The 25,088-nt window shown below is 73.9% G+C and carries 25 protein-coding genes and 1 pseudogene; 5 read left to right on the top strand and 21 right to left on the bottom strand.

Going from position 1 to position 25,088, the window contains the following annotated elements; genetic code table 11:
* Positions 1 to 370 (top strand): annotated as a pseudogene (locus ACFQ3T_RS18695) (hypothetical protein); the annotation flags it as partial.
* 48 nt (positions 371 to 418) lie between these two features.
* Here the strand turns inward: ACFQ3T_RS18695 and ACFQ3T_RS18690 are convergent.
* Both ACFQ3T_RS18690 and ACFQ3T_RS18685 read right to left on the bottom strand, forming a co-directional pair.
* Positions 419 to 1,816: an MFS transporter gene (locus tag ACFQ3T_RS18690; protein ID WP_380724577.1), complete on the bottom strand. Its 1,398-nt coding sequence runs from the start codon at positions 1,814 to 1,816 to the stop codon at positions 419 to 421.
* 145 nt (positions 1,817 to 1,961) lie between these two features.
* The gene (locus ACFQ3T_RS18685; protein ID WP_380724576.1) at positions 1,962 to 2,738 is read right to left on the bottom strand and encodes a glycerophosphodiester phosphodiesterase family protein; all 777 of its coding nucleotides are present in this window, start codon (positions 2,736 to 2,738) and stop codon (positions 1,962 to 1,964) included.
* A 67-nt stretch (positions 2,739 to 2,805) separates the two neighbouring features.
* Here ACFQ3T_RS18685 and ACFQ3T_RS18680 point away from each other — a divergent pair, with 67 nt between their 5' ends.
* From ACFQ3T_RS18680 to ACFQ3T_RS18670, 3 genes are all read left to right on the top strand, one after another.
* The gene (locus tag ACFQ3T_RS18680; protein ID WP_380724575.1) at positions 2,806 to 3,162 is read left to right on the top strand and encodes a hypothetical protein; all 357 of its coding nucleotides are present in this window, start codon (positions 2,806 to 2,808) and stop codon (positions 3,160 to 3,162) included.
* A gap of 68 nt (positions 3,163 to 3,230) precedes the next feature.
* The gene (locus ACFQ3T_RS18675; protein ID WP_380724574.1) at positions 3,231 to 5,261 is read left to right on the top strand and encodes a putative bifunctional diguanylate cyclase/phosphodiesterase; all 2,031 of its coding nucleotides are present in this window, start codon (positions 3,231 to 3,233) and stop codon (positions 5,259 to 5,261) included.
* A 39-nt stretch (positions 5,262 to 5,300) separates the two neighbouring features.
* Positions 5,301 to 5,954, top strand: a complete 654-nt coding sequence (locus tag ACFQ3T_RS18670) for a VOC family protein (RefSeq protein WP_380724573.1) — start codon at positions 5,301 to 5,303, stop codon at positions 5,952 to 5,954.
* Between the two features lie 52 nt (positions 5,955 to 6,006).
* On the opposite strand, the gene ACFQ3T_RS18665 is transcribed toward ACFQ3T_RS18670, so the two are convergent.
* The 19 genes from ACFQ3T_RS18665 to fabG form a co-directional block, all read right to left on the bottom strand.
* On the bottom strand, positions 6,007 to 6,468 hold the full coding sequence (locus tag ACFQ3T_RS18665; protein ID WP_380724572.1) for a PPOX class F420-dependent oxidoreductase: 462 nt from the start codon (positions 6,466 to 6,468) through the stop codon (positions 6,007 to 6,009).
* 179 nt (positions 6,469 to 6,647) lie between these two features.
* Complete coding sequence (locus ACFQ3T_RS18660) at positions 6,648 to 7,205, bottom strand: GrpB family protein (protein ID WP_380724571.1); 558 nt, start codon at positions 7,203 to 7,205, stop codon at positions 6,648 to 6,650.
* Positions 7,206 to 7,313: 108 nt separating this feature from the next.
* Complete coding sequence (locus tag ACFQ3T_RS18655; protein WP_380724570.1) at positions 7,314 to 8,468, bottom strand: ABC transporter permease; 1,155 nt, start codon at positions 8,466 to 8,468, stop codon at positions 7,314 to 7,316.
* The gene (locus tag ACFQ3T_RS18650; protein WP_380724569.1) at positions 8,465 to 9,640 is read right to left on the bottom strand and encodes an ABC transporter permease; all 1,176 of its coding nucleotides are present in this window, start codon (positions 9,638 to 9,640) and stop codon (positions 8,465 to 8,467) included. Before ACFQ3T_RS18650 ends, ACFQ3T_RS18655 begins: the two co-directional genes overlap by 4 nt.
* A gap of 15 nt (positions 9,641 to 9,655) precedes the next feature.
* Positions 9,656 to 10,621, bottom strand: a complete 966-nt coding sequence (locus ACFQ3T_RS18645; RefSeq protein ID WP_380724568.1) for an ABC transporter ATP-binding protein — start codon at positions 10,619 to 10,621, stop codon at positions 9,656 to 9,658.
* Positions 10,622 to 10,632: 11 nt separating this feature from the next.
* Complete coding sequence (locus ACFQ3T_RS18640; protein WP_380724567.1) at positions 10,633 to 11,724, bottom strand: right-handed parallel beta-helix repeat-containing protein; 1,092 nt, start codon at positions 11,722 to 11,724, stop codon at positions 10,633 to 10,635.
* On the bottom strand, positions 11,715 to 12,245 hold the full coding sequence (locus ACFQ3T_RS18635; RefSeq protein ID WP_380724566.1) for a holo-ACP synthase: 531 nt from the start codon (positions 12,243 to 12,245) through the stop codon (positions 11,715 to 11,717). Before ACFQ3T_RS18635 ends, ACFQ3T_RS18640 begins: the two co-directional genes overlap by 10 nt.
* A complete protein-coding gene (locus tag ACFQ3T_RS18630) occupies positions 12,242 to 13,024 on the bottom strand; it encodes an alpha/beta fold hydrolase (RefSeq protein WP_380724565.1) in 783 nt (260 codons plus the stop codon). Before ACFQ3T_RS18630 ends, ACFQ3T_RS18635 begins: the two co-directional genes overlap by 4 nt.
* A gap of 14 nt (positions 13,025 to 13,038) precedes the next feature.
* Entirely contained in the window at positions 13,039 to 13,995 is a 957-nt protein-coding gene (locus ACFQ3T_RS18625) for an ester cyclase (RefSeq protein WP_380724564.1), read from the bottom strand.
* Positions 13,986 to 14,435 carry a holo-ACP synthase gene (locus ACFQ3T_RS18620; protein ID WP_380724563.1) on the bottom strand — a complete coding sequence of 150 codons (450 nt, stop codon included), beginning with the start codon at positions 14,433 to 14,435 and terminating at the stop codon, positions 13,986 to 13,988. The genes ACFQ3T_RS18625 and ACFQ3T_RS18620 overlap by 10 nt, the downstream gene beginning before the upstream one ends.
* Positions 14,432 to 15,349: an ACP S-malonyltransferase gene (locus ACFQ3T_RS18615; protein WP_380724562.1), complete on the bottom strand. Its 918-nt coding sequence runs from the start codon at positions 15,347 to 15,349 to the stop codon at positions 14,432 to 14,434. Before ACFQ3T_RS18615 ends, ACFQ3T_RS18620 begins: the two co-directional genes overlap by 4 nt.
* Positions 15,350 to 15,380: 31 nt before the next feature.
* Positions 15,381 to 16,265: an alpha/beta fold hydrolase gene (locus ACFQ3T_RS18610; RefSeq protein ID WP_380724561.1), complete on the bottom strand. Its 885-nt coding sequence runs from the start codon at positions 16,263 to 16,265 to the stop codon at positions 15,381 to 15,383.
* A complete protein-coding gene (locus ACFQ3T_RS18605; protein WP_380724560.1) occupies positions 16,262 to 17,515 on the bottom strand; it encodes an NAD(P)/FAD-dependent oxidoreductase in 1,254 nt (417 codons plus the stop codon). The genes ACFQ3T_RS18610 and ACFQ3T_RS18605 overlap by 4 nt, the downstream gene beginning before the upstream one ends.
* Positions 17,512 to 18,273 (bottom strand): nitroreductase family protein, encoded by a 762-nt coding sequence (locus ACFQ3T_RS18600; RefSeq protein WP_380724559.1) that lies wholly within the window; start codon positions 18,271 to 18,273, stop codon positions 17,512 to 17,514. Before ACFQ3T_RS18600 ends, ACFQ3T_RS18605 begins: the two co-directional genes overlap by 4 nt.
* On the bottom strand, positions 18,270 to 20,567 hold the full coding sequence (locus ACFQ3T_RS18595; RefSeq protein ID WP_380724558.1) for a beta-ketoacyl synthase N-terminal-like domain-containing protein: 2,298 nt from the start codon (positions 20,565 to 20,567) through the stop codon (positions 18,270 to 18,272). Before ACFQ3T_RS18595 ends, ACFQ3T_RS18600 begins: the two co-directional genes overlap by 4 nt.
* A gap of 26 nt (positions 20,568 to 20,593) precedes the next feature.
* Complete coding sequence (locus ACFQ3T_RS18590) at positions 20,594 to 21,667, bottom strand: aminomethyltransferase family protein (protein WP_380724557.1); 1,074 nt, start codon at positions 21,665 to 21,667, stop codon at positions 20,594 to 20,596.
* A 7-nt stretch (positions 21,668 to 21,674) separates the two neighbouring features.
* Positions 21,675 to 22,145 (bottom strand): 3-hydroxyacyl-ACP dehydratase FabZ, encoded by a 471-nt coding sequence (gene fabZ, locus ACFQ3T_RS18585; protein WP_380724556.1) that lies wholly within the window; start codon positions 22,143 to 22,145, stop codon positions 21,675 to 21,677.
* A complete protein-coding gene (locus tag ACFQ3T_RS18580; protein ID WP_380724555.1) occupies positions 22,145 to 22,450 on the bottom strand; it encodes an acyl carrier protein in 306 nt (101 codons plus the stop codon). The genes fabZ and ACFQ3T_RS18580 overlap by 1 nt, the downstream gene beginning before the upstream one ends.
* Positions 22,451 to 22,473: 23 nt before the next feature.
* A complete protein-coding gene (gene fabG / locus ACFQ3T_RS18575) occupies positions 22,474 to 23,220 on the bottom strand; it encodes a 3-oxoacyl-ACP reductase FabG (RefSeq protein WP_380724554.1) in 747 nt (248 codons plus the stop codon).
* Positions 23,221 to 23,378: 158 nt separating this feature from the next.
* Here fabG and ACFQ3T_RS18570 point away from each other — a divergent pair, with 158 nt between their 5' ends.
* On the top strand, positions 23,379 to 24,980 hold the full coding sequence (locus tag ACFQ3T_RS18570) for an FAD-dependent monooxygenase (protein WP_380724553.1): 1,602 nt from the start codon (positions 23,379 to 23,381) through the stop codon (positions 24,978 to 24,980).
* The last annotated feature ends 108 nt before the right edge of the window (positions 24,981 to 25,088 follow it).

The raw sequence follows: 25,088 nt of genomic DNA, 5'->3' as shown, positions 1-25,088 counted from the left end.
GGCGTTCGGCGCGCTGGTCGCCGCTCGGCGCGTCGTCGCGCGGGTCGCGGTCGGCGTGCTGGGCGCGCTCGGGGTGGCGGGGCTGCTGGTGTCCGTGGCGGGCGGGTTCCCGTCGTGGTGGCTGCTGCTGTGGCAGGGGCCGCTGCTGGTGACGGTGGCGGCGGTGCTGTCGGGGTTCCACCGGGAGGCGCCGCCCGCGCCGCGCCGCTGGTGGGCGATGGCGCTGGTCGGCGTCGCCGCCGGGGTGGTGACGGCGCTGCTCGTGCCGCTGTCCGCGGCGACGATGCTCGGCGCGTGGGCCGTCACGGCCGTCGTGGTGGCCGCGTTCCGCCCGTGGACGGCCCCCGTGCCGGAGCCCGCGAGCCGCTGACCCCGGGCCGGTTACCCCTGACCGGTGACCCTGGGCGCCGGCCAGGGGTCACACCTTGGCCGGCACCGGGTTCCCGGACGCGGCGATGGCCTTGCGGACCGGCACGAAGATCATCAGCACGAACCCGACCACGAAGAACACCACCAGCGAGATGATCGCCAGCCGGAACGAGCCCGTGGCCTGGCCGACCCCGGCGAACACCATCGGGCCGAGCCACGACGTCGACCGCTCGCCCACCTCGTACAGCGAGAAGTACTGCGCCTCCCGGCCGGGCGGGATCATCTGGCTGAACAGCGACCGCGACAACGCGTTCGTGCCGCCCAGCACCAGGCCGATGCCCGCGGCGAGCGCGTAGAACTGGGTCTGCTGCCCGGCCTGCACGAAGAACGCCGCGCCGATCACCACGATCCACACGCACAGGCTCACCATGATCGTGCGCTTCGCGCCCCACGACTTCGCCATCCGGCCGTGCAGCATGCCGCCGAAGAACGCGACGAACTGCACGATCAGGATCGTGGTGATCAGCACCGTCTCGTCGAGCTTCAGCTCGTCGCGGCCGTACTGCGCCGACACGTTCGCGACCGTCGCGATGCCGTCGGTGTAGATCAGGTAGGTGCCCAGGAACGCCAGCGTCAGCGGGAACAGCCGCGCCTGCCGCACCGTCTGCCGCAGCTCGGCGAACCCGGCCGTCACGACCGACGCGCCCGACTCGGCGCCGTGCGGCGGCTGGTGCCGCTTCAGCCGGGCCAGCGGGATCAGCGTGAACCCCGCCCACCACAGGCCCGACAGCACGAACCCGACCCGCACCGCCGCGCCCTCGCCCAACCCGATCGCGTCGTGGCCGATGAACAGCGCCAACTGCACCGCCAACGCCAGGCCGCCGCCCAGGTAGCCGAACGCCCAGCCGCGCGACGACACCGCGTCCCGCTCGTCCGGCTCGGCGATCTCCGGCAGGAACGCGTAGTACACGACGACCGACGCGCCGTAGCAGATGTTGCCGAGGATGAACAGGCCGACGCCCAGGTGCCAGTTGTCGCCGCTGACGGTGGCCAGCGCGATCGTCGCGGCCGAGCCGGTGAACGCCAGCCCGCCCAGCATTCGCCGCTTGTTCTGGGTGCGGTCCGCGATCGCGCCCATCACGGGCAGCACCACGACCTGCACGACCGTCGCGATCGACAGCAGGTAGCCCCACAGCGACCCGGCCGGGAAGTAGGCGCCGAACAGGGAGATGTCGCACTGCCGCAACGAGCTCTCGGCGCACGCGTCCGGGCCGTTGCGGGCGGTGTCGGCGATCGCCGCTTCCTTCGCCACGGCGGTGAGGTAGCCGGACAGGAACACGGTGACCACCGAGGTGGGGAACACCGAGTTCGCCCAGTCGTACCAGGTCCACCCGCGCTGTTCCCGCTTGCGGTCCACGGCGGGTGCGGTGCTGTCGGCCACGCTCATGGGGGCGGACTGTATATCGCCCGCGATGCGTTGGCGGTGATCACCACCAACCTGTTGCCAACCGGTCCCCGGCACGCCACGCGACGGACCCCCGGGACGCCCGCACAGGCCCGCGGGGAGCTCAGCGGGGAGGTCGGCGGGGAGGTCAGCCGCCCGTCCACGCGCCGCGGTCGACCAGCACGTCCCGCAGCCGGTCCGGCCGGTCGGTGACCAGGCCGTCCACCCCGAGGTCCAGCAGCTCCCGCATCACGGCCTCGTCGTCGATCGTCCACACGTGCACCTCCAGGCCGCGGCGGTGGGCGGCCCGCAGGAACCGGCCGTCCACCACCCGCAGCCGGCCCTGCGTCAACGGCACCTGCGCCACCATGCCCCGCACCGGCAACCCCACCACCGGCACCCGCCCCGACGCCCACAGCGCGCCCGCCGACCGCGGCCCCATCGACGTCAGCAGCCCCGGCCCGCCCAGCCGCCGCAGCCGCGCCAGCCGCCGCTCCGAGAACGACGCCAGGCACACCCGGTGCAGCGCGTCCACCCGGCGCAGCACGTCCAGCACCGGCTCCACCGCCGCGTCCGACTTCACGTCGATGTTCACCAACGCGTCCGGCAGCTCCTCCAGCAGGTCCTCCAGCCGCGCGATCGGCTCCCGGCCGCCCACGTTCGCCCGCCGCACCGCCGACCACGGCTGCGCCGCCACCGGCCCCGTCGCGTCCGTCGTGCGGTCCAGCACGGTGTCGTGGTGCACCACCACGACACCGTCGGACGTGGCGTGCACGTCCGTCTCCAGGTACCGGAACCCCTCCGCGGCGGCACGGCGGAACGCGGCCAGCGCGTTCTCCATCCCGGCCAGGTCGTCGAGGTGCCAGCCCCGGTGGGCGAACGCGCGGGGGTGCGGTCCGGACAGGTACGGGTGGTTCGCGGTCACACCGGGAGTCTGCCTTGGCGGCGTGGCGCGGGGGTGACCGGTGGGTAGCCGGATACCGTCGGCCGCCATGGAGCTGGTGACCGAGCCCGTCGCGGCGCGCCGCGAGGAAGCCAGGCACTGCGCCTGGTGCGGGCGGCGACTACCCGACAGCGGCCGCATCGGACGGCCACGCCGGTACTGCGCCCAACCGTGCCGGCAGCGCGCCTACGAACGCCGCGCCGCCGTGCAGCGCGGCGGGCTGCCCGAGGACGCCGTGGTGCTGTCCGCCGCGGAGCTCGCCGACCTGCAGGACCGGCTGTTCCAGCTGCGGTGCGCCGCGGAGGACATCGCCACCGCCGCCGGGGACGGTGCGGACAAGGGCGAACTGCGCCGCCTCGCCGGGGAACTCGTCGACACCGCCCGGGGTCTGGAGCGGTTGCGCTGAACCGTGTCGGCTTGCCCGCTCCGCGTGATCTCCACCATCATGGCGCGCGGGTGGGCGAGGAGGGGCGCGTGAACGGCAACGGCGCGTTGCACCGCGAGGTGCTCGACCGGGCCGACGTCGGTTTCGGTGTGACGGACACGAACGGCACGCTGGCGTGGGTGAACCCGGCGCTGGCGGAGATCCTCGGCGTCCCCGCCGACCACGTGGTCGGGCGGTCGCTGCCCGCGTTGCTGCCCGGCGCGCCGGAGCGGCCCCGGTCCGGTCTCGCCCTGCTCACCCCCAGCGCGTACCGCAAGGGCCACCGGTGGCTGGAGGTCACCTGCCAGCCGTTCGGCTCCGGCGACTCGCTGCTGTACCGGGTCGCGGACGTCACCGCGTGGCGCGACCGCGAGCTGGAGGCCACCCACGAGGCCGACGCGTTGCGCCGCGCGCAGGTGCTGGGACGCATGGGCACGTGGGAGTGGCACATCGCCGAGGACCGCGTCGTCTGGTCGGACACCCTGCTGGAGATGTTCGGGTTCCCGCCGGACACCGACCTCGACTTCGACGGCTACGCCGCGCTCGTGCACCCCGACGACCTGTCGATGATCCAGGCCACGCTGGAGGAGGCGATGCGGTCGGGCGCCGGGTTCTCCTACACCCACCGCATGAAGCTCGCCGACCGCGTCACCGAGCGCTGGTTCGAGTGCTTCGGCGAGATCGTCGCCGACGAGGACGGCGCGCCGCTGCGCGTGCTGGGCACCGCGCACGACATCACGCAGGCCCGGCGCGTCCACGACGAGCTCCTCGCCCTCGCCGAGCAGGACCCGCTCACCGGGCTGGCGAACCGGCGCGCCGTCACCCGCGAGCTGGAACGGCAGCTCGCCACCGGCGGGCCGGGCGCGCTGCTGCTGCTGGACCTGGACAACTTCAAGGACGTCAACGACCTGCGCGGCCACAACGTCGGCGACCGGCTGATGAAGGCCCTCGCCGCGGCGCTGCGGTCACGGCTGGAACCCGGCCGGCTCATCGGCCGCCTCGGCGGTGACGAGTTCGCCGTCGTGCTGCCGGGCGCGTCGCTGCCCGACGCGGCGCGCACCGCCGAAGGGCTCCGCGACGCCGTCGCCGCCCTGCCGCTGGTCGGCCCCGCGAGCAGCATCACCGTCTCCACCGGCGTCGCCGAGTACGGGCCCGGCGACACGTGGGAGCTGGTCCTCGCCAACGCCGACCTCGCGCTGTACGCGTCCAAGGCGGCGGGGCGCAACCGCGTCACCGTCTACGAGCCCGGCCACTACGCCGACACCGCGAAGCGCGTGTCCGTGCTCGACCGGCTCCGCGCCGCCCTCGACGGCGGGGGCCTCGCCCTGCACGCCATGCCGATGGTGCAGCTGGCCACCGGCAGGGTCCTGGGGCACGAACTGCTGCTGCGGCTGGAAGACGGCCAGGAGCCGTACCTGGGGCCCGCCGAGTTCCTGCCCGAGGCCGAACGCTCCAACCTGGTCCTCGACATCGACCGGTGGGTGCTGTCGACGGCCATCGACGCGCTCGTCGGGCACCCCGACCCCGAGCTGCGGTTCAACGTCAACGTCTCCGGCCGCACGCTGGAGGACGAGGACTTCGGCGGGTTCGTCCTCGATCGGCTCGCCACCGCCGGCGTGGCGCCCGGCCGGCTCGGGCTGGAGATCACCGAGACCGCCGCCGTCACCAACCTCGACGCCGCCCGCTCCCTCGCCCTGCAGCTGCGCGGGTTCGGCTGTCGCATCACCCTGGACGACTTCGGCTCCGGGTTCGGCTCGTTCGTACACCTCAAGCACCTGCCCATCACCGGCATCAAGATCGACGGCGAGTTCGTCCGCGGCATCGACGAACGCTCCACCGACGCCGTCCTCGTCGCCGGCATCGTGCAGATCGCCCAGGGCCTCGGCCTGTCCGCCGTCGCCGAGTGGGTGGAGCGGCCCGCGCAGGTCGACGCGCTCATGCGCCTCGGCGTCCGCGTCGGCCAGGGATTCCACCTCGGCAGGCCCGTCCCGCTCGCGCACGTCCTGTCGGCCCAGCCGCAGCCGCCGAACGGAGCATTGTCGCCACACCTGACCGGTGCGGAGGATGGGGCGCGTTCCTGATCTCCGCCGCCCCGCCGCCCCGATGGGAAACCCACCGCCGTGCCCGGTACCCCCGACAGCCCCGCGCGCGGTGTCCGCCGCGTCGAGCTGAGCACCCCCAGCCCCGAACCGATCGCCAACTTCTACGCCCACCTGTTCGGGTGGGTGGTCATCGCCGAACCCGACGGCACGTTCACCGGCTGGGTCGGCGACCGCCTCGCCACCCGCGTCGGGCCCGGCGACCCCGGCTGGCGCGTCGTGTTCGCCGGCGCCGAACCCCGCGACCTCAAACCCGGCGCCGCCGTCGACCAGGGCCGCGTGCTGCACGGGCCGTGGGCGCCGCCGCCGCGTCCCGGCGAACCGTGCTGGGTCGAGCTGATGGGCCACCCCGGCGACGACGACTACTGGACCGGGGAACTCGGCTGGCACGTCCGCGACCCCGGCGCCGACTTCACCCTCTACGACGCCCACGCGGGCGACGACCACCGGCCCGTCGCCGGCCGCCTCACCGCCGACGGCGGCTGGACCTGCTACTTCGCCGTGCCCGACGTCGCGCGCGCCGTCGCCGACGCCACCGGGTTCGGCGGCACCGTCCTCATCGGACCGCGGGACGTGCCCACCGGCACCGTGGCCGCCATCGCCGACCCCGCCGGCAGCGTCTTCGCCGTCCTGGAGGACCCGCCCGGCTGGGGCGGCGCCTGGTCCGCCCGATGACCTGGTCCCTGCCCCGCCGCGCGGCGGGGCAGGGGACGTGGGGGAGAGGCGCTCAGCCCGCCAACTCCGGCGGGAACCCGCCCGTCGCGATCGGCCCCCACCGCTCGATCGTCACCCGGATCAGGACCTTCCCCTGGCGGCGCATCGCCTCGCGGTACTCGTCCCAGTCCGGGTGCTCGCCCGCGATCGACCGGTAGTACTCCACCAGCGGCTCCAGCGCCCCCGGCAGGTCCAGCACCTCCGCCCGGCCGTCCACCTGCACGTACGGGCCGTCCCAGTCGTCGGACAGCACGCACACCGTCACCCGGTCGTCCCGGCGCGCGTTGCGCGACTTCGCCCGCTGCGGATACGTCGACACCACGATCCGCCCCGCACCGTCCACGCCGCACGACACCGGCGACACCTGCGGCCGGCCGTCCGCGCGCGCGGTGACCAGCAGAGCGCGGTGGCGGGGCCGGAGGAAGGCGAGCAGCTCGTCGCGGGACACGGTGTCGGCGGTGGCGAATCGCGGCATGCGCCCACCCTAAAGACCCGGCCCCGCCCCCGCCGGCGGCCGCGACCCGTACCGGGCGTCGGCCAACCGGTCCACGTCGACCACGCGGCCCACGTCGACCGCCGGCACCGCGGGCAACGCCCGCAGCCGACGCCCGGCCCAGCGGGGTCAGGGTGGGGCGCGGTCAGGGTGGGGCGGGGTCAGGCGCGGGTGAGGATGTCGTCCACCACGGCGCTCTTGGCGTCGGCGTACTCCTGGATGTAGGTCCAGGTCCGCGACGCCAGCTCCCGCTTGGTCCGCTCGTACAGGTCGCGGTCGGCGTCGTCGGCGCGCAGCCGGTCCCGGAACGCGAGCATCCGCTCGATGTCGGGGCTGGTCGGCGGGTGGACGTGCAGGTTGATGTTCGTGTCCGGGCCCTTGAGCGCCCGGTGCTCGTGCCGGTCCGGCTCGCGGATCACCAGCCGGTACCCGGCGGCCTCCAGCGGCGCGACGTAGCTCTCCTCGTCGGCCGGGTCGGGCACCACGAGCAGCATGTCCACGATCGGTTTCGCCGCCAGCCCCGGCACCGACGTCGACCCCACGTGGTCCAGCCGCAGCACCAGGTCCCCCAGCAGGGACCGCACCCGCCGCGCCTCCCGCTCGAACAGCGCCGGCCACCGCGGGTCGTACTCGGCCAGGTGCACCGTCGAGTTCAGCACCGGCGCGCCGTCGACCCAGGCCGCGTTGATCTCCTCGTGCGTGCTCGCCTCACGTCGCATGATCATCCTTCCGATGGGCAGTCGGCCAGACTACGACGCCTTGCCGGAGAAGGAGAAACGGTTTTCGGTGGCCCCGCGCGGGGCCACCGAGAACCGTCGACGCGAGACCTACCGCAGGGCCAGGGCGCGGCGGCGGAACACCACCAGCGACGCGCCGAGCACCACCGCCGCCATCCCGGCCAGAACCCCGATCTCCGGCAGCACCGACCCCACCCCCGTGCCCGGGGTGGACAGCGCCAGCAACGCGTCCATCGCCCACGAGTGCGGGAACAGGTAGCCGATCGTGGTCAACGTCTCCCCGGCGACCTCCCGCGGCCACAGGCACCCGCCCAGCATGCCCAGCACGATCCCGATCGGCGGGCCGATCGCCGGCGCCTGCTGCGGCGAGCGCACCAACGCGCCCACCAGCATCGCCGCGCCGGTGGCGACCAGGCAGAACACCGTCACCACCGCCGCGACCGCCAGGGGGTCGCCCCAGCGGACGTCGAACAGCAACCGGCTCGCCACGATGATCAGCAGCGACTGCGACAACGCCACCAGGAACCGGCTCAACGCCTCGCCCGCCAGCACCCGGCCCGGCCCGACCGGCGTGGCCAGCGCCCGCCGCACCATGCCGATCCGGCGGCTCTCCACCAGCGCCGCCGCCACCGCCAGCGAGTTGATGAACGTGAACAGCAGCAGGTTCGCCGGCGCCGTGTAGGCGAACCCGGTCGGCGTGTCGGCGCCCTGCCCGGAACGGCGGATCGCGACCTCGCCCGACTCCGCCTGCGCGGCCGCCACGTACCGGTCCGCCAGCTCGGGGGTGGCGCCCGCGCCGAGCGCGGCCCGCGTCGCCTCCCGCACCGCCGACACCTTGCCGACCGCGACGTCGATCTCGCTGCGCGCCGCCAGGGCGCTGCCGCTGCCCTGCGGTGTCACCAGGTCCAGCGACGGGTCACCCGGCCGCACCACCAGACCGGCGGCCAGCGCGCCCCGCCGCACGCCGTCGCGCAGCTCGTCCTCGCTGTCGTGCCGCTGCACCTCCAGCTTCGGGTTGGCCGACAGCTCCCGCAGCACCGCCGCGGCGACGGGGTCGTCGTCCTCTGCGACCACGCCCACCGGCATCGCGCCCGTGCCCGACCCGCCGCCCAACGCCATGCCGACGAACAGGATCGTCAGGATCGGCATGACCACGATGAAGAACAACCCGACCCGGTCCTTGGCCTGGCGGCGCAGGTTCGCCGCCACCAGCGCGGTGATCGGCCGCGGCCTCATGCCGCTCATGCCAGCATTCCCTTCCGGATGCGGAACACCGCGAGCGCGCCCGCCACGACACCGATGCCCAGCACCACGGCGACGGGACCGGCGACGGCCGTCGCGCCCTCGCCGGTGCTCGCCAGCCGGGTCAACCCCGACGACACCCACCCGTTCGGGGTGAGCAGGGCGGCGTGCTGCAGGAACTCCGGCAGGTTGTACAGCGGCACCAGGCTGCCGCCCAGGAACGCGAACACGAACCCGATGCCCAGCGTGTAGCCGTCGGCCTGCGCGTCGGTCTTCGCGCCGCTGGCCACTAGCATCACCAGGGACGTCGCGGCGAACGTGTGCGCCAGGCACAGCGCGAACACCCCCAGCGGATCGCCCCAGGACTCGCCGAAGATCAGCAGCGACGACCACCAGGTCGCGCACATGCTCAGCAGCGCCAACCCGAACCCGACCAGGGCCTTGCCGATCGGCGCCGTCCACACCGGCACCGGCGCGGCCCGGATGCGGCCCAGCGTGCCCAGCTGCCGCTCGGTCAGCAGGCTGCGGGCGGAGGAGCCCGCGACGAAGAACGCGAACAGCACCGCCATGCCCGAGCCGTAGTACACGGCCAGGTCCACCGCGCCGCCGCTGAGCGGGTCGCCCGCCAGCGCCAGCGTCGGACCGCGCGCGCCGTTCTCCTCCACGTACGCCTTCACCTGCTCCGGCGGCATGCCCGCCGACAGCACGGCCTTCGCCGCGAGGGTGCGGGCGTCGACGAGCGCGGAGATCCGGTCCACCATGCTGCGGGCGATGGTGCCCGCCAGCGGCGTGTCCGGCGACTCCAGCACCCGCATCTCGCCGCCGTTCCCGGCGCCGACGCTGTCGGTGAACCCGGCGGGGAACACCAGCGCCGCCCCGGCCTCGCCGGTGTCGATCGCGGCCTGGGCGGCGTTCTCGTCGCCGTAGTCGCGGAAGGTCAGGATGTCCTTGAGCTCCGGCACGGCCAGCGCCTCGCGCCGCACGCTGGCGGGGAACTCGCCGCCGTCGTGGTCGACGATGCCGATGGTGGTGCGCAGCGGCGGGTCGTCGCCGCCCAGCGCCACCCCGAACAGGGTGGCCAGGGCGATCGGCGCCACCAGCGTGATCAGCACCGCGGTGCCGTCCCGCAACCGGCTGCGCAGTTCGTGCAGGCTCACCACGAAAAGGGCTCTCACGTCCGCGTCCGCCCTCTAGTCCCGCAGCGACTTGCCGGTCAGGTGCAGGAACGCGGCCTCCAGGTCCGGTTCCACCACCTCCACGCCCGTCACCGCGGCGATGCCCGCCAGCGCGCCGATCAACGCGGGCAGCAGGTGCCGGCCGCCCGCGGCCAGCAGCCGCACCGACTGCGAACCGGTGACGATCGCCTCGCTCACCCCGTCCACGCCGCGCAGCTCCTCCGCGGCACGGGTGACGTCGCCGTCGAGGACCAGCTCGATCCGGTCGGCGCTGCCCAGCCCGGCGACCAGCTCCTCCTTGGTGCCCTCCGCGACGAGCGAGCCGTGGTCGATGATCCCGACCCGGGTGCAGACCCGCTCGACCTCCTCCATGTAGTGGGAGGTGTAGAGCAGGCTCATCCCGCCGGCGACCAGCGCCTCCACCCCGTCGAGGATCGCGACGCGGCTCTGCGGGTCCACGCCCACCGTCGGCTCGTCCAGGATCAGCAGCGACGGCTCGTGCAGCAGCGCCACCGCGATGTTGCAGCGGCGCTTCATGCCGCCGGAGTAGGTCTCCACCCGGTCCTTCGCGCGGTCGCGCAGCCCCACCATCTCCAGCACCTCGTCGATGCGCCCCGCCAGGGCGCGCCGCGGGATGCCGTGCAGGCGGCCGAAGAACCTCAGGTTCTCCAACGCCGTCAGCTCCGGGTACAGCGCGATCTCCTGCGGCACGTAGCCGATGCGGGACTTGGCGACGGCCGGGTCGTCGGACAGGTCCGCGTCACCCACCCGCACCGAGCCCTCGTCCGGGCGCAGCAGCCCGACCAGCATGGAGATCGTGGTGGTCTTGCCCGCCCCGTTCGGCCCCAGCAGCCCGTAGGCCTCGCCGGCGTCGATGTGGAAACCCACACCGTCGACGGCGGTCTTGTCTCCGTAGCGCTTGCGCAGCCCGGCGCACTGCAACGCGGGAGGCGCGGTGGAGGTGCGGGGTAAGGAAGCCATCGGCGTCGAGGTCACTGGGTCCCTTCCGCGGCGCGCCCCGACACGGAATCCGGCTCGGACACGCCCACGACGTTGTTGGCCAGCCGCTGGCGTGTCACGTCGACGCTGATGCGCACGTCGAGCGGGCTGTTGCCGGTGATCGTATTCCACTCCAGGGAATTGTCCACGGCGTCCGATCCGCCCCATTCGGCCGAGGAGTCGATCACCACGGCGGCGGGCATGAGGGAGAACCCGCCGGGCTGGTTGCCGTGCACCCGGTTGTTCACCAGCGACACCCGCTCGGTGCCGATCAGCGCGATGCCCACCCCGGAGATCGGCGGACCCGCCGCGCCCAGCGCCTCGGGGTCGTCGCCGCCCGCGGCGAGCGTGTTGTCGTGCACGTCGTTGTCGGCGACCAGGCAGTCCCGCACCCCGCCCTCGGGCTCACCGGGGTAGACCTGGTTGAGCAGCAGCATCCCGGCCGCGTTGCCGTGGCAGCGGTTGCGCAGCACCCGCGCGAAGCTGGAGTTGTCGACGAACACGCCGAACGCGTTGCCGACGCACTCGTTGTCGGCGACCACGGCGTCGGCGCGCGAGCAGAACGCCAACGCGATCCCGGCGTACCGGCTGCCCTCGCCGCGGCAGCGCGACACCTCGATGTCGGACGACTCCCGCACGTACAGGCCCCAGATCGTGTTGTCGACCGCCTCGACATCGTGCAGTCGCAGGCCGTTGACGGTGTGGGCGTACACGCCGGCGCCGGAGAACCCGCGCACGGTCAGGCCCTCCACCGCCACCTCGCCGATGCCGCCCGCGGTGTCGGTGTCGGCGCCGTGCACGACGATGCCGCTGACGACGTCCGGCGGGGCGTCGTGCAGCGGCGGCACGGCGGACGGCGCGACCGGCCCCGGCACCAGCACCGTGCGGCCCGCGCCCGCGCCCCTCAGCGTCACGCCGGGGTGGGCGATGACGACGTTGCCGCTGTGGACGCCCTCGGCCAGCTGCACGGTCGCGCCGGGGCCGCCGCGGTCCAGCGCCTCCTGGACCGACTGGCCCGGCTCCACCCGGATCACGGTGTCCGCGGTGTGCGGCGCGGTCTGGTCCAGCGTCTGGTTCACGGCCATCGTTGCTCCTCGTCGGTGGTAGCGGTCAGGATCCAGTGCGCGACGACCCGGTCGCCGGGCCACCCCCAGCGGGCCTCGGCGACCACGGCCGCCGCGCTGCGTCCCGGCGCCAACCGGGTCAGCGCGGCGGCGTGGCTCGCGCCGTGCACGCTGTAGGCGCTGGTGTTGCCCAACGCGATGCCGGTGGTCTTCTCCACCTCCGGGGCCGCGCCCGCCAGCAGCGGACCGGCCCACTCCCGCGCGGCGTGGGGCACGTCGCCGCGGGCCCGGAAGTCGTGCCAGCTGAACCCCGGCGGCCGCCCGCCGACGGCCTTGATGAAGCACTCCTTCACCGCGACGCTCGCCGCGGCGGCCAGCTCCGCGTCGGGGTGCAGCCCGTGCTCCTGCGGCGTGGTGACGTGCCGCAGGTAGGCCGGGCCGCTGTAGGCGATGGCGCGGGTGACGCGGCCGATGTCGACGATGTCCACGCCGAACAGCACCGGCCGCCCGCCCGTGACCTCGCCGAAGAGCGTGTCGATCACACCGGCGCCCCGACCACCCGGTCCAGGAAGCCCAGCAACCGGTCGGAGTACTCCTCGGGGGCCTCGATCATCGGGATGTGCCCGCAGTCCTCGACCGCGACGAACTCGGTGTCCGGGCGGCCCGGCACCACCTGCTCCCACGGGTCGATCGGCGTCATCCGGTCGTGGCGGCCCCACACGTACAGCGACGGGCAGGTGATCCGCTCCAGCGCGGGCTCCACCCGGTAGGTGCGGGTGGCGCGGATGCTGCGGGCCATCGACAGCATCGCCGGGCCCTGCCGCAGCAGGTCCGCGGTCTCGGTGAGCTGCTCGCGGGTGAACAGCGCCGGCCCGTGGAACAGCGCCTTCATCATGGTGTCCTCGAACTCCGGCCCGGACGGCTGCACGCTGGCGCGGCGGTCCACGTTGAGGCCCACGTTCGGGTCCGGGGTCAGACCGGGCGCGCCGGACACCGCGATGCCCTTGACCCGGCCGGGGAAGCGGCCCGCCAGGTCGATCGCGACCAGCCCGCCCAGCGAGTTCGCGCACACCACGACCTCGTCGACGCCGGCCTCGTCGCACGCGGCCAGCAGCTCGTCGCCCAGCCGCTCGATGGACCCGGCGATGCGGCTGTCCACCGCGCAGATCGGCTCGACGGTGCGCAGCACCGGCCACCCGGCGGCGGTCAGCCGACGCACCGGGTCGTCCCAGATCCAGCCGCCGGCGAACAACGCGGACATGAACACGACCGCGGGCCGCGACTCCTCGCCCGTGATGTGCTCGAAGGTGAAGGCAGTCATGGGAACACTCCAGATCAGAAGAGGGCGCCGGGGATGGGGGTCCACCCGCAGTCGCAGGACTTGTCGGGGTGTTCGCGGTCCAGCGTCACCACCGACGCGCAGTCGGGGCAGCGGGCGTAGACGCTGTCCCGCAGCGGCACCCACACCCCGGTCGCCGCCCCCGTGCACAGGCCGCCGCGGAAGAACCTCCGCATCGCCCGCTGGTGGGGCCGGGCGTGCACGGCGCGCACCGCGTCGACCGAGTCGAACGCCGTCAGGGTGTACTTGCGCAGCCCCACGTCGAAGCTGCTCGCGCCGAGGAAACCCTTGGAGGCGCGCAGGCCCTTGACGATCTCGACGCTGAGCAGGTCCACGTCGGCGGCCTCGGCGCCGTCGCGGATGTCGAGCCACGTGAGCACCAGGGCGCCCGGCGCGACACCGGCCGCCGACGCGCGCGCCGGGGTGCGGGAGCTGACGCCGAACTCGCGGTCGCCGTCGGAGGCGGGCACGAACCGGGCCGTGTAGCCGAGCGCGTCGGCCACCGCGAGCCGGTCGAACACCCGGCGCGCGTGCACCCCGCCGTCGCGCGCGGTCAGGACGTCCACCCCGGACACCTCGACCGCGCCGCCCGTGCCGGGCATGCCCAGGTAGGCGTCGCGGTGCACGGCGCGCAACGTCCACGCCACGACCGCCGTGCCGCCGGTGACGACCGGGTCGTCGGCCTCCAGCTTCAGCTCGGCGAACCGGGTGAGGACCGCGGCGACGTGCCCGGTCAGGGCGTCGCCGGTGAGGGGTTCGGCGGTGTCGGGGTCGGCGAACGACGTCACCGCGGCGGTGATCGCGGCCGGGTCTCCGGCGCTCCACGCGGCGACGTGCCGCCGGGCCGCCTCGGCCAGGTCGGGCACCACCGGGTCTGTGGTGGCCGGGTCTTCGACCGTCGGGTCTGTGGTGGTCGGGTCGGTGTGGGTCGGGTTGGCGCCGGTCAGTTCCACCCGCCCACCGCCTCCACGACGTCGTCCTCGGGCAGCCGCGCCGACACCAGCGCCACCGCGAACGCCAGGTCGGCGGTGTGGCTGATCGACACGCCGATCCGCCCGCCGGCGCCGGTGTCCGCGTCCTCCGACAGCCCGTCCAGCAGCCGCACGCCCGGCGGGTGGCCGTGCATGCACGCCGTGGTGCGGGCGCACATCGCCGACGGTTGCGGCAGCACCTCCACCCGGCCCAGGTGCCGCGCCGTGGCCGGCAGGCCCAGCAGCGACAGCACCGCGTACTTCGCCGCCAACCGGCCCGCCCAGTGCTGCAGGGTGCGGCCCGCGGCGGACCGCAGCCGCTCCTCGCGGGAGTAGACCTCCTCCAGCCGCATCGGCCACACCAGCTGCCGGGGCGCAGTCAGCCCGTCCAGCACGACCGCCGCGCTGCCCCAGCGCCTCATGCCGCCGACTCCGCCCGGAGCCTGCGCACCGCGGTCGGGTCGGCCATGCTCAGGCACCGGCCGCCGACGCCGCGGTGCAGCCCGGCGAGCGTCTTGCTGTCGCCGACCTCCACGCACGTGTCCACGTCGGCCAGCCGCCGCACCGTCTCCGCCCACCGCACCCGCCCGGTGAGCTGGTCGATCAACGCGTCGGTGATCGTCGCCAGGTCCGTGGTGGGCTCGGCGGTGACGTTCGGGACCACCGGCACGGACGGTGGCCGCATCGGGGTGGCGCGCACCGCCTCCGCCCAGTCGTCCACCGCGCCCGCCATCAACGGCGAGTGGAACGCGCCGCCGACCTTCAACGGCACCACCTTGCGGGCGTCCACGGCCAGCTCCGCCAGACGCAGCAACGCGGGCAGCGCACCGGACACCACGATGTTGTCGGGCCCGTTGACCAGGCCGACCACGGCGGGCTCGCCGGGCGCCGACGCCTCGGCCGCCAACTCCGCCACCCGCTCCTCGGTCAACCCGAGGACCGCGGACATGCCGCCCACGAGGGGCAGCGCGGCCATCAGCCGGGAACGGGTCGCGACCAGCCGCAACGTGGCCTCCACGTCCAGCACGTCCGCCGCGCACAACGCGCTCAGCTCGCCGACGCTGTGCCCGGCGACGACGTCCGGGGCGTGTCCCCGCGACCGCAGCACCTCCAACGCCGCCAGGTTGCACGCGGTCACCACCGGCTGGGCGACGTCGGTGGCGACCAGCCGCTCCAGCGGGCCGCGCGCGCACAGCTCCGCCAGCCCGCCGTCGTCCAGGCCGGCGTGCACCTCGTCGGCCACGGCGAACACGCGCGCGCCCACCGGGTCGCGGCGCAGCCAGCCGCCCATGCCGACGCGGACCGTCCCCTGGCCCGGGAACAGATACCCGATCATGAGTCCTCCGTTGGTCCCGATGCGCGGACGTCTACATCCGGCGGCGACGGCCGACCGCCGCCGCCGCGGGCTGCTCGGTGCCCAGGAACCCCAGCAGCAGCTTGCCGACCAGCTCCGGCTGGTCCAGCGGGATCCAGTGGCTGGCGTCGTCGACGCGCTCGTAGCGCCACGGGCCCTTGACGAACTTCGCCGACCCGACCATGCCCTCCTCGAGCAGCGCCTTGTCGCCGCTGGACCAGATGCCCAGCGTCGGCGCGAACACGGGCGGGAAGTTGCCCTCCACCCGCAGCTCGGCCTCCGGCGACCGGTTGGCGCGGTACCAGTTGAGGCCCGCGGTCAACGCGCCCGGCTTGGCCAGCTCCCGCAGGTAGCGCTGGTGGTCGCCCTCGCCGCCGATGATCTCCTTGAACAGCCGCCACCCGTTGCGCCGCAACAACTGCTCGCTGACGCCGGGGAACTGGTAGAGCAGCATGTACCAGCTCGCGGCGCGCTGCTGCACCGTCTGCGTGGCGAACACGCCGGGGTGGCCGACGGACAGCACCGCGAGGTGGTCCACCCGCCGCGGCATGAGGAACGCGTACATCCACGCCACGGCCGCGCCCCAGTCGTGGCCCACGACGTGGGTCTTCTGGATGCCCAGCTGCATGGTGAGCGCGACGACGTCGTTGACGATCGTGCGCATCGAGTAGGCGTCGACGTCCTGCGGCTTGGACGACTCGCCGAAGCCGCGCAGGTCCGGCGCGATGACCCGGAACCCGGCGTCGACCAGCATCGGGATCTGGTGCCGCCACAGGTAGTGGGAGTCGGGGAAGCCGTGCAGCAGCAGCACCGGGTCGCCCTCGCCCTGGTCGACGTAGGCGATCTCGACCCCGTTGACCTGCGCGCGGGCGTTGATCAAGCTGTTGTTGGCGGTCACACCGTCTCCCTGAAAAGCCGTTCGGCGAAGAACTCGCTGAACCCGAACTCGGGCACGTCCTCGGGGCTGACCATGTTGAGCAGGCCGGTGACCTGCGCGGCGAAGTTGTCCGTCATGAGGTCGCGGACCCGGCGGCGCCGCTCGGCGGCCTCCGGGCCGAACTCGCAGTGCAGCTTCGCGACGATCTCCGCGCCGAAGTGCAGCCGGCCCATCCGGAAGTCCCGCTCGGCCAGGTAGGGCGCGAACGCGGCGGGCGACCAGTCGTCGCCGGCGAGCAGGATGCCGCACACCGCGCGCGAGTCCCGCAGCGCCGAGGACAGACCGGTGCCGAGCACGGTGTCCGCGGCGCCGGCCTCGTCGCCGATCAGCACCACGCCGTCCACGACGGGCGGACGCTCGGGCACGGCCTTCACCGACGGCCACAGCTTGAGCGGGCCGAGGGGCACCGCGGCGGCGTACACGGACTTGCCGCGGTCGGGCAGGCACTCCAGCTCGAAGTCGGCGATGAACCGCTCGACGCCGTTCGGGCCGCGGTAGCGGTCGCGGTTGGCGGTGGGGAAGTTGATGTACAGCCGGGCGACGCCGTCGCCCTGCGGGAACACCATGAACATCTTGTCGGCCTCGGTGCCCATCGCCTGCACGTCCATCGGCCAGTCGTCCAGGCCCGACACGCGCAGCCCGCCGCCCCAGTGGTGCACCGAGGTCTCCATGGTGACGCCGACCTGGCGGCCCACCGTGCAGCCGCGCCCGGTCGCGCCCAGCACGATCCGCGCCCGCACCTCGTGCTCGCCGGCGTCGGTGTGGTAGGTCACCACCGGTTCCGGGCCGGGCGTGACGCGGACCTTGCGGACGCCCATGACGATCCGGCCGCCGTTGCCGTGGGCCTGCTCGACCATCAGCTCGCACACCGTGTGGTGCGGGAACGACATCGGCCCGCCCACGCCGGGGACGAACCGGGTCATGTCCACGACCTCGGCGTCGTCGGGCGCGACGGTCTCGTCCCACTGCACCCACTCGCGGATCTCCCACGCGCCGCCGACGCCGAACGCGTCCTCCACGCCGAGCAGCTGCGCCTCGCGCATGCCCCACGGGGCGATCCACTCGCCGCGCACGATGTCGGTGTAGGTGTCCTGCTTCTCCAGCAGCAGCACCGACACGCCGTGCGCGGTGAGGTTCGCCGCCGCCGAGGCGCCCGCGATGCCGCCGCCGACGACGACCACGTCGACCTGTGCCGTGCCCGTGGAGGTCATCCCTGCCACCTCTCCCAGTGCGTGCGCTCCGCGGCGGGGTGCCGTCGCGCGGGGCGGAAGTCGGTGCCGACGGTGTAGGCCACCGGCACCATGCACACCTGGGTGACCCCCGAGGGGATGCCCAGCAGGGCGCCGACGTGCTTCTCGAACGGCAGGTGCAGGCCGGTGATCGTGGAGCCCAGGCCGCGGCTGCGCAGCGCGAGCTGGAACGACCACACGGCGGGGAAGATCGAGCCGTAGAAGTTGCTGGCCCGCATGGCGCCCAGCCGCACGTCCTCCTGCCAGGTGCCGACGTTGCGGCGGCCCGCGGCGGTGCGCACGTACTCCTCGTCGATCGCGCCGATGTCCGGCGGGCGGCCCAGCACGCACGGGATCACCAGCACCGGCACCCGGGCGAGGATGTCGACCAGGGTCGCGGCGGAGGCGTTGTTGCGCTGGTTCTGCGCGTTGTTGCGCCGCCGCCCCGACCGGGTCAGCACCTCCCGCTGGTGGAAGTTCCAGGCGTGCCGCACGACGGTGGCCAGCTCGTCCTTCACCGACTGCTCGGTGACGACCAGCCACCGCCAGTTCTGCTGGTCGTTGGCCGTCGGGGCCTGCACCGCGACTTCGAGGGCCTGCTCGACGACCTCGCGGGGCACCGGCCGGTCGAGGTCCAGCCGGCGGCGCACCGACCGGGTGGTGGTCAGCAACCGGTCGGTCTCCGCCACGTCGAACGGCGTCCCGGCGGGGGCCGACGACGGCGCCGCCGCGGTGGTCACGGCGCGCCCAGGACGGTGACGCCCCGCACCGATCCGGCGGCGGCGCTGAGGACCAGCGCCCGTTCCACCGGCCCGTCGAGCTCCGACTTGGTGACGTACCCGGACAGCCCGCCGACCTGCGGGGTGGTCAGCCCGGCCACGGCGGGAGCGACGCCGTCGCGCACCGCCAGGGCCGCCAGCGCCAGGTTCAGCCCGCCGGTCGCGGCCCGGCAGTCGCCGGTGTAGCCGGTGGTGGCGGTCAGCAGCTCGTCGGGCACGGCGTCGTGAACCGCGGCGGCCTGGTCGGCGTCGTGCTCGTCGCCGACGGCCGCCAGGAACAGCAGCCGCTCGCCGTCGGCGGTCACCTTCGCGAGGCTGCGCGCCACCAGGGTCCGCTCGTCCTCGCCGGCGCCGCCGACGTGCCCGCCGCCCACGACCTTCGCGTAGGGGGTGCCGCCGCGCTCGGCGCAGTGCCTGGCCGACTCGACGACCAGCGCCACCGCGCCGGACGCGGGCACCGAACCGCTGTTCACCCGGTCGTACGGGGTGACGTCCAGTCCTTCGGCGGCGAGCGCGGCCTCGTCGGCGGCGACCACGAGCACCACGTCGGCCTTGCCCGCGCGGATCGTCTCGACCGCGCAGTCCAGCGCGATGGACGCCGACGCGCCGCCGTTGCAGATCGTCGTCGTCGGGCCGCGCAGCCCCAGCGTCTGGCAGACCGCGCCGCCGGTGGCGTTGAGGACCACGTTGGAGAAGCTGAGCACGGCGGGCTTGTTCGGGTTGGCCAGGACGCTCTCGTCGAACCCGTCGGTGCTCTCCACCGACCCGGCGGCGGTGGCGAACATGACGCCCACGTTCTCGGCCTCGGCGCGGGACAGCTGCAGGCCCGCGTCCTCCCACGCCAGCCGCGACGCGGCGATCGCCATGCGGGACAGGTTGTTCATGTGCCGCCACAGCGACCGGGGCGCGAACGTGCGGCCGGTCAGCGACGGCTGCCCGCCCACCTGGCGGCGGCCCGTGGCGAGGGCTTCGGCGACCTCGGCGATGCCGACGCCCAGCGGGCCGACGGGACCGAGACCGGAGATCACCACGTCCGTCTCCGGCAGCCCGCCGGCGTCCGTGTCCGTGTCCGCCTCCGTGTCGGCCTCCGTGTCGGCGGTGGCGGGTCGGGGGGAGGTGAGCAGCAGCGACACGTTGTTGCCGCCGAACGCGTAGTTGTTCGACGCCACCACCGACATCGGCATCGGCCGGGCCGTGTCGGGCACGAAGTCCAGCCCGGACGGCGCCTCGCGGCCCTCGAAGCCGATGGTCGGCGGCGCGGTCTGGTGCTTGAGCGCCAGCACGCTCGCCACCGCCTCCACCGCGCCCGCCGCGCCGAGGGTGTGGCCGAGGAACGATTTGATGCTGCTGGTGGGGACCTGCGGCGCGCGGTCACCGAACACGGTGCGCATCACCTTGATCTCCATGGCGTCGTTGGCCGGGGTGCCGGTGCCGTGGCCGTTGACGTAGTGCACGTCGTCCGGGGTGAGGCCCGCGTCGGCCAGGGCGCGGCGCATCGCGGTGACGCCGCCGCGGCCGGTCGGGTCGGGCGCGGTGGCGTGGTGGGCGTCGGCGGACAGGCCGTACCCGGCGATCTCCGCCAACGGCGTGCCGCCCCGCGCCAGCACCCGATCCAGCGGCTCGACCACGACGAACGCCGCGCCCTCGCCGAGGTTGAGGCCGTCGGAGCGGCTGTAGGGGCCGCACGGCTGCGTGCTCAACGCGTGCAGCCCGGCGAACCCGGCGTAGGTGCCGAACAGCAGCGGGTCCACCCCGCCGGCGAGGACCACGTCCGCCTCGCCGGTGAGGATCTTGTCCTTGGCCAGGCCCACCGCGTTGCCGCCCGCCGCGCACGCGGTGGACACGAGGATCCGCGGACCCCGCATGCCCAGCGCGGCGGCGACGATGTCGCCGGTGGCGTGCATCGGCTGGTAGCCGCCGTCCGCGGCCGGCGTGGCCTGGCACTTGCCCAGCACCAGCCCGTACCGCTCGGGGTCCTGGTCGTCCAGTCCCGCCTGGGCGATCGCCTGGCGGGCCGCGACCAGCGCCAACCGGGACGTGCGGTCCAGGTGCGCGTCGGAGGGACCGGACTGCCCGTCGATCCACTCGTCGGGCACCTGCCCGGCATAACGGGCGTCGAACGCGTGGAACGCGTCGTCGGCGATCTCGGTGATCCCGCTGCGACCGGCGGTCAGCCGCTGCCAGAACTCCTGCGGGTCACGGCCGATCGCGCAGATCACGCCGACCCCGGTGATGACGACCGGTCGCAGCGCCATGGCGTGCTCCTTCTTCCCGGGCCCGATCAGATGATCGGGGTGCTCCAGCTCTTGGGCGTGACGTAGGGGCTCGTGAGGGTGGTGACGTCGGCGTCGCCGACGGTCAGCCGCAACCCGGCGGCGGCCAGGTCGGCGTCCAGGCGCGCCAACCCCAGCGGCGCGCCGAGACCGATGCTGTGCACGGCGTGCACCACGACGCCGACCTGCTCGCCGTCCACGGTGACCGGGGTGCCGGCCGCGGGGACGGTGTCGCCGCCGGAGAACCCGACGGTGCGGCGGGTCGCGCCGCCGGAGAACGCGGCCAGCACCGCGTCGCGGCCGATGAACGACTCCTTGGTGATGTCGACCAGCCAGTTCGCGCCCATGGTCAGCACGTCGGCGCCGTCGGCGTGCTCGTGGTGGGTGGGCTGGCGGACCTCCAGCATGGCCAGCTCCAGCGCCTCCTGGCCCGCGGGCGTGGCCTGCTCGACGGCCTTGGCCCACAGCGCCGCGGCCTGGTCGCGCGGCACGAGCACCTTGTAGCCGTACTCGCCGGTGACGCCGGTGCGGGCGAACAGCACGTCCACGCCGTCCCACGTGGTGTCCACCACGGACTCGAACGGCAGCGCGGCCAGCTCACCGTCGACCAGCCGGCCCACGACACCCCACGCGTAGGGGCCCTCCAGGCCCAGCAGGACCCGCTCGCCGGTCAGGTCGGTGATCTCGACCCGGTCGTCGCCCACGACGGACCGCAGGTGCTCCAGCAGGCGGGCGCCGCCGCCGACGGAGCTCTCCACGAGCATCCCGTCCTCGCGGCCCCACACGACGACCTGGTCGACGACCAGGCCCTGCTCGTCCAGGACGAGGCTGGTCATGCAGCGCTCGGAGGTCAGGTACTCCACGTCGCGGGCCAGGACCCGCTGCAGGAAGCCGCCGGCGTCGGCGCCGGAGACCTCCAGCACCCGCGAGCCGGACAGGTCCAGCACCGCGGCGCGCTCCCGGATCGCGGTGTACTCCTCGTCGAGCGTGGTGTAGCGCAGGGCCACGTGGGCCTCCTGCGCGGCGCCGTACTCGGTGCCCTCCGGGTGGACGTCGGCCAGCGGAGAGGTCAGCGAATCCATGGTGTTGTCAGGCCCTTCCGAGTGAGCTGCTGGGATCGGCGATGGTGAGCGAGCCTTCGGCGGCGACCTGGCCGTCGACCTTGGCCTCGACCTTGAACTCGCAGAACCCCGCGCCGCCCGCGGTGCGCTGCGCGGACAGCACGATCTGGTCGCCGGGCACGATCGGCCGGCGGAACCGCATGGACCGCACCCCGGCGAGGTAGCTGATCCGGCTGGAGCCGGCGAGGGAGAAGATGACACCGGACAGCTGCGCCATGGCCTCGATGACCACGACGCCGGGCAGCACGGCCTCTTCGGGGAAGTGGCCCTGGAACCACAGCTCGGTGCCGGTGACGTTCTTGATCGCCACACCGCTGACGCCCGCGTCGATCTTCTCGACCCGGTCCAGCAGCAGCATGGGCCACCGGTGCGGGAGCAGGTCGCGGACCTGGTCGTTGGTCAGCGCCGCGGTCTCGCGGGGCCGGGTGCCGTTGCGCATCATGCCCCGGTCAGGGAGTCGACCTTGGCGAGCTTCGGGTTGACGTGGTCGGCCAGCCGCGACACCGACCCGAACACCGACATGTCGCTGTCGTAGAGGGCGACGCCGAACTCGGCCTCGATCGCCACGTACAGCTCCAGCACGTCGAGGCTGTCCAGCTCCAGGCCGCGGCCGAACAGCGGCTGGTCGTCGGTGATCCACTCCGGCTCGATCGGCAGGTCGAGGCGGGACACGATCATCTTCTTGATCTGGGCGCAGGTCTGCAGGCGCGCGGCCGCCGTGGCGCGCAGTTCGTCGATGCTCAACTTCATCTCCCGGTGGATGGGTGTCAGGCCAGCCCGCCGCCGTTGGCGACGAAGGTCTCGCTGGTGATGTAGGAGGCGCGGTCCGAGGCCAGGAAGGTCACCAGCTGCGCGACCTCCTCGGGCGTGCCCATCCGGCCCAGCCGGATGCGCGACTCGTACTCCGCGCGGATCTTGGCGGGGATCGACTTCGTCATGTCCGTGGCGATGAACCCCGGCGCCACGCAGTTGGCGCGGACCCCGTGCGGCGCGGCCTCGTTCGACAGGGCCTTGGTGAACGCGATGATCGCGCCCTTGGAGGCGACGTAGTTGGTCTGGCCGGGGAACCCGCCGTCCAGGCCGCTGGACGACGACAGCGTCACGATCGACCCGCGCCGCTGGTGCTGCATGATCCGCAGCGCCTCGCGGCAGGCGAGGAACGTGCCGGTCATGTTGACGTCCATGGTTTCCCGGAAGTCCTTGGTGCCCATGACGACCATGAACCGGTCGCGGGTCACGCCCGCGCTGGTGACCAGGACGTCGAGCCGGCCGTGCTCGGCGCGCACGGCCTGGAACATGGCGCGCACGGCGGCCTCGTCGGTGACGTCGGCGCCCGCGGTGCTGGCGCTGCCGCCGTCGGCCTCGATCTGCGCGACCAGCTCCTTGGCCGGCTGCTCGGACCGCGAGTAGTTGACCACCACGTGCACGCCGTGGGAGGCGAGGTCGAGCGCGACCGCCCGGCCGATGCCGCGCGACCCGCCGGTGACCAGTGCTACCGAGCCTTCGGTGAACATTCGGCGACTCCAGCGTCTTCGTTCGGGAGCGTCTGCGCGCTGCGGCGGCCGGTCCGCCTCACGTGGCGCAGGACGCTAACGAAGCGCCCTTTCGGAGCTCTTTCGGTTCGTTATCCACTGTGTTGACCCGGTCACGGCACGTGCGCGACGCTGCCGGCATGAACGAGGTCGAGGTCGATGTGCTCGTGGTTGGCGGCGGGCCGGTCGGCCTGTCCGCGTCGGTCGAGGCGTCCCGGCACGGGCTGTCCTCACTGCTGGTGGAGCGGCACGCCGGCACGTCGATCTTCCCCAAGGCGCGGCTGATGTCGACCCGCACCATGGAGCTGGTGCGCGCGTGGGGCATCCAGGACGACGTGGAGCGGGTCGGGCTGCCGCGCGAGGAGAGCCTCGCCGTGGGCGTGGGGTCGTCGCTGCTCGCCGACGACTTCCACCACGAGGTCGCGGGCATCGCCTCCGACGCGCCGCACAGCCCCACCTACTCCTACATCTGCGCGCAGGACAAGTTCGAGGTGGTGCTGCGCGCCCTGGCGGAGTCGCAGCCGGGCGCGGACGTGCGGTTCTCCACCACGATGACCGAGCTGACGCAGGACGCGTCGGGCGTGCGGGCGGTGGTGGAGTCGGGCGGCCGGTCGACGGTGGTGCGGGCACGGCACGCGGTGGCCGCCGACGGTGGCCGCAGCGGCGTCCGCGCGGCGCTGGGCATCGGCGTGGAGGGCCCGCCGCCGCTGGGGCACATGGTGAGCATCATGTTCGAGGCCGACATCGCGCACCTGCTGCGCGACCGCATGTGCGCGCTGTACTTCCTGCGCAGCGCCATCCCGTGCGCGGTGGAGGCGGTGGACAACGACCGCCGGTGGATCGTGCAGACGGGCTACGACCCGGCGGAGGGCGGCAGCGTCGAGGACTTCACCGATGAGTTCTGCGTGGAGATCGTCCGCGCCGCGGTGGGGTTGCCGGACCTGGACGTGACGCTGATCGGCGTGTCGCCGTGGTTGCAGCAGGCCGTGGTCGCCGAGCGGTTCCGCGCGGACCGGGTGTTCCTGGCGGGCGACGCCGCGCACGTGTCGACGCCGCAGGGCGGGTTCGGCATGAACTGCGGCATCCAGGACGCGCACAACCTGGTGTGGAAGCTCGCGGCGCGGCTGGGGTGGGGCGCGGGGGAGGCGTTGCTGGACAGCTACGCCGCCGAACGGCACCCGATCGGCGAGCGGACCGTCGAGGAGAGCCTGCGCAACGCGCTGATCACGTTCGACATGATGGAGGGCAAGCTGAGCATGGCCGAGTCGCTGCGGCTGCAGGCGGGCCGGCGCAGCGTCGAGGGGCTGGTGCTGGGGTTCCACTACGACTCGACCGCGGTGGTGCCCGACGGCACCCCCGCCCCGGCGCCGGAGGACCCCTACCGCACCTACGTGCCCACGGCCCGCCCCGGCCACCGCGCGCCGCACGTGTGGCTGGACCGCGCGGGCGCGAAGGTGTCCACCCTGGACGTCCTGGGCGCCGGGTTCACGGTGCTGACGCCGGCCGGCAGCGGCTGGGCGCAGGCGGCGAAGGAGGTCGACGCGCGGGTGCCGGTGGAGTCGGTGGAGATCTCCGCCGACGGGTCGGCGGCGACCGACTCGCCGGAGTGGGCGGCCGCGTACGGGGTGGGCGCGTCCGGCGCGGTGCTCGTCCGCCCGGACGGCCACGTCGCGTGGCGCACCACCGCCCCGGCGTCGACCGCCGCCCTCACCGCCGCCGTGGACACCGTCCTGAGCCGCTGACCCGCGCCGACCCCGCCGGCCGTCGACCCGCCGATGCCCCTCCGCCCGGACGAACCGGAGGGAGGGGCATCGGCGTGCGGGCGCGCCACGACGTCGGGGACGCGGGCG

Origin of the sequence: Saccharothrix hoggarensis (genome assembly GCF_042678885.1) — a bacterium.
Taxonomy (GTDB): Bacteria; Actinomycetota; Actinomycetes; order Mycobacteriales; family Pseudonocardiaceae; genus Actinosynnema; species Actinosynnema hoggarensis.
The sequence above is the reverse complement of the archived record's forward strand: the minus strand, read 5'-3'. Positions and strand labels throughout refer to the sequence as shown.

Bases quoted from the DNA above. Each gene is read 5' to 3' on its own strand.
- ACFQ3T_RS18690 (WP_380724577.1), bottom strand. From the start codon at position 1,816: ATGAGCGTGGCCGACAGCACCGCACCCGCCGTGGACCGCAAGCGGGAA.
- ACFQ3T_RS18680 (WP_380724575.1), top strand. From the start codon at position 2,806: ATGGAGCTGGTGACCGAGCCCGTCGCGGCGCGCCGCGAGGAAGCCAGG.
- ACFQ3T_RS18665 (WP_380724572.1), bottom strand. From the start codon at position 6,468: ATGCCGCGATTCGCCACCGCCGACACCGTGTCCCGCGACGAGCTGCTC.
- ACFQ3T_RS18660 (WP_380724571.1), bottom strand. From the start codon at position 7,205: ATGCGACGTGAGGCGAGCACGCACGAGGAGATCAACGCGGCCTGGGTC.
- ACFQ3T_RS18655 (WP_380724570.1), bottom strand. From the start codon at position 8,468: ATGAGCGGCATGAGGCCGCGGCCGATCACCGCGCTGGTGGCGGCGAAC.
- ACFQ3T_RS18645 (WP_380724568.1), bottom strand. From the start codon at position 10,621: ATGGCTTCCTTACCCCGCACCTCCACCGCGCCTCCCGCGTTGCAGTGC.
- ACFQ3T_RS18640 (WP_380724567.1), bottom strand. From the start codon at position 11,724: ATGGCCGTGAACCAGACGCTGGACCAGACCGCGCCGCACACCGCGGAC.
- ACFQ3T_RS18630 (WP_380724565.1), bottom strand. From the start codon at position 13,024: ATGACTGCCTTCACCTTCGAGCACATCACGGGCGAGGAGTCGCGGCCC.
- ACFQ3T_RS18620 (WP_380724563.1), bottom strand. From the start codon at position 14,435: ATGAGGCGCTGGGGCAGCGCGGCGGTCGTGCTGGACGGGCTGACTGCG.
- ACFQ3T_RS18615 (WP_380724562.1), bottom strand. From the start codon at position 15,349: ATGATCGGGTATCTGTTCCCGGGCCAGGGGACGGTCCGCGTCGGCATG.
- ACFQ3T_RS18605 (WP_380724560.1), bottom strand. From the start codon at position 17,515: ATGACCTCCACGGGCACGGCACAGGTCGACGTGGTCGTCGTCGGCGGC.
- ACFQ3T_RS18595 (WP_380724558.1), bottom strand. From the start codon at position 20,567: ATGGCGCTGCGACCGGTCGTCATCACCGGGGTCGGCGTGATCTGCGCG.
- ACFQ3T_RS18590 (WP_380724557.1), bottom strand. From the start codon at position 21,667: ATGGATTCGCTGACCTCTCCGCTGGCCGACGTCCACCCGGAGGGCACC.
- fabZ (WP_380724556.1), bottom strand. From the start codon at position 22,145: ATGCGCAACGGCACCCGGCCCCGCGAGACCGCGGCGCTGACCAACGAC.
- fabG (WP_380724554.1), bottom strand. From the start codon at position 23,220: ATGTTCACCGAAGGCTCGGTAGCACTGGTCACCGGCGGGTCGCGCGGC.
- ACFQ3T_RS18570 (WP_380724553.1), top strand. From the start codon at position 23,379: ATGAACGAGGTCGAGGTCGATGTGCTCGTGGTTGGCGGCGGGCCGGTC.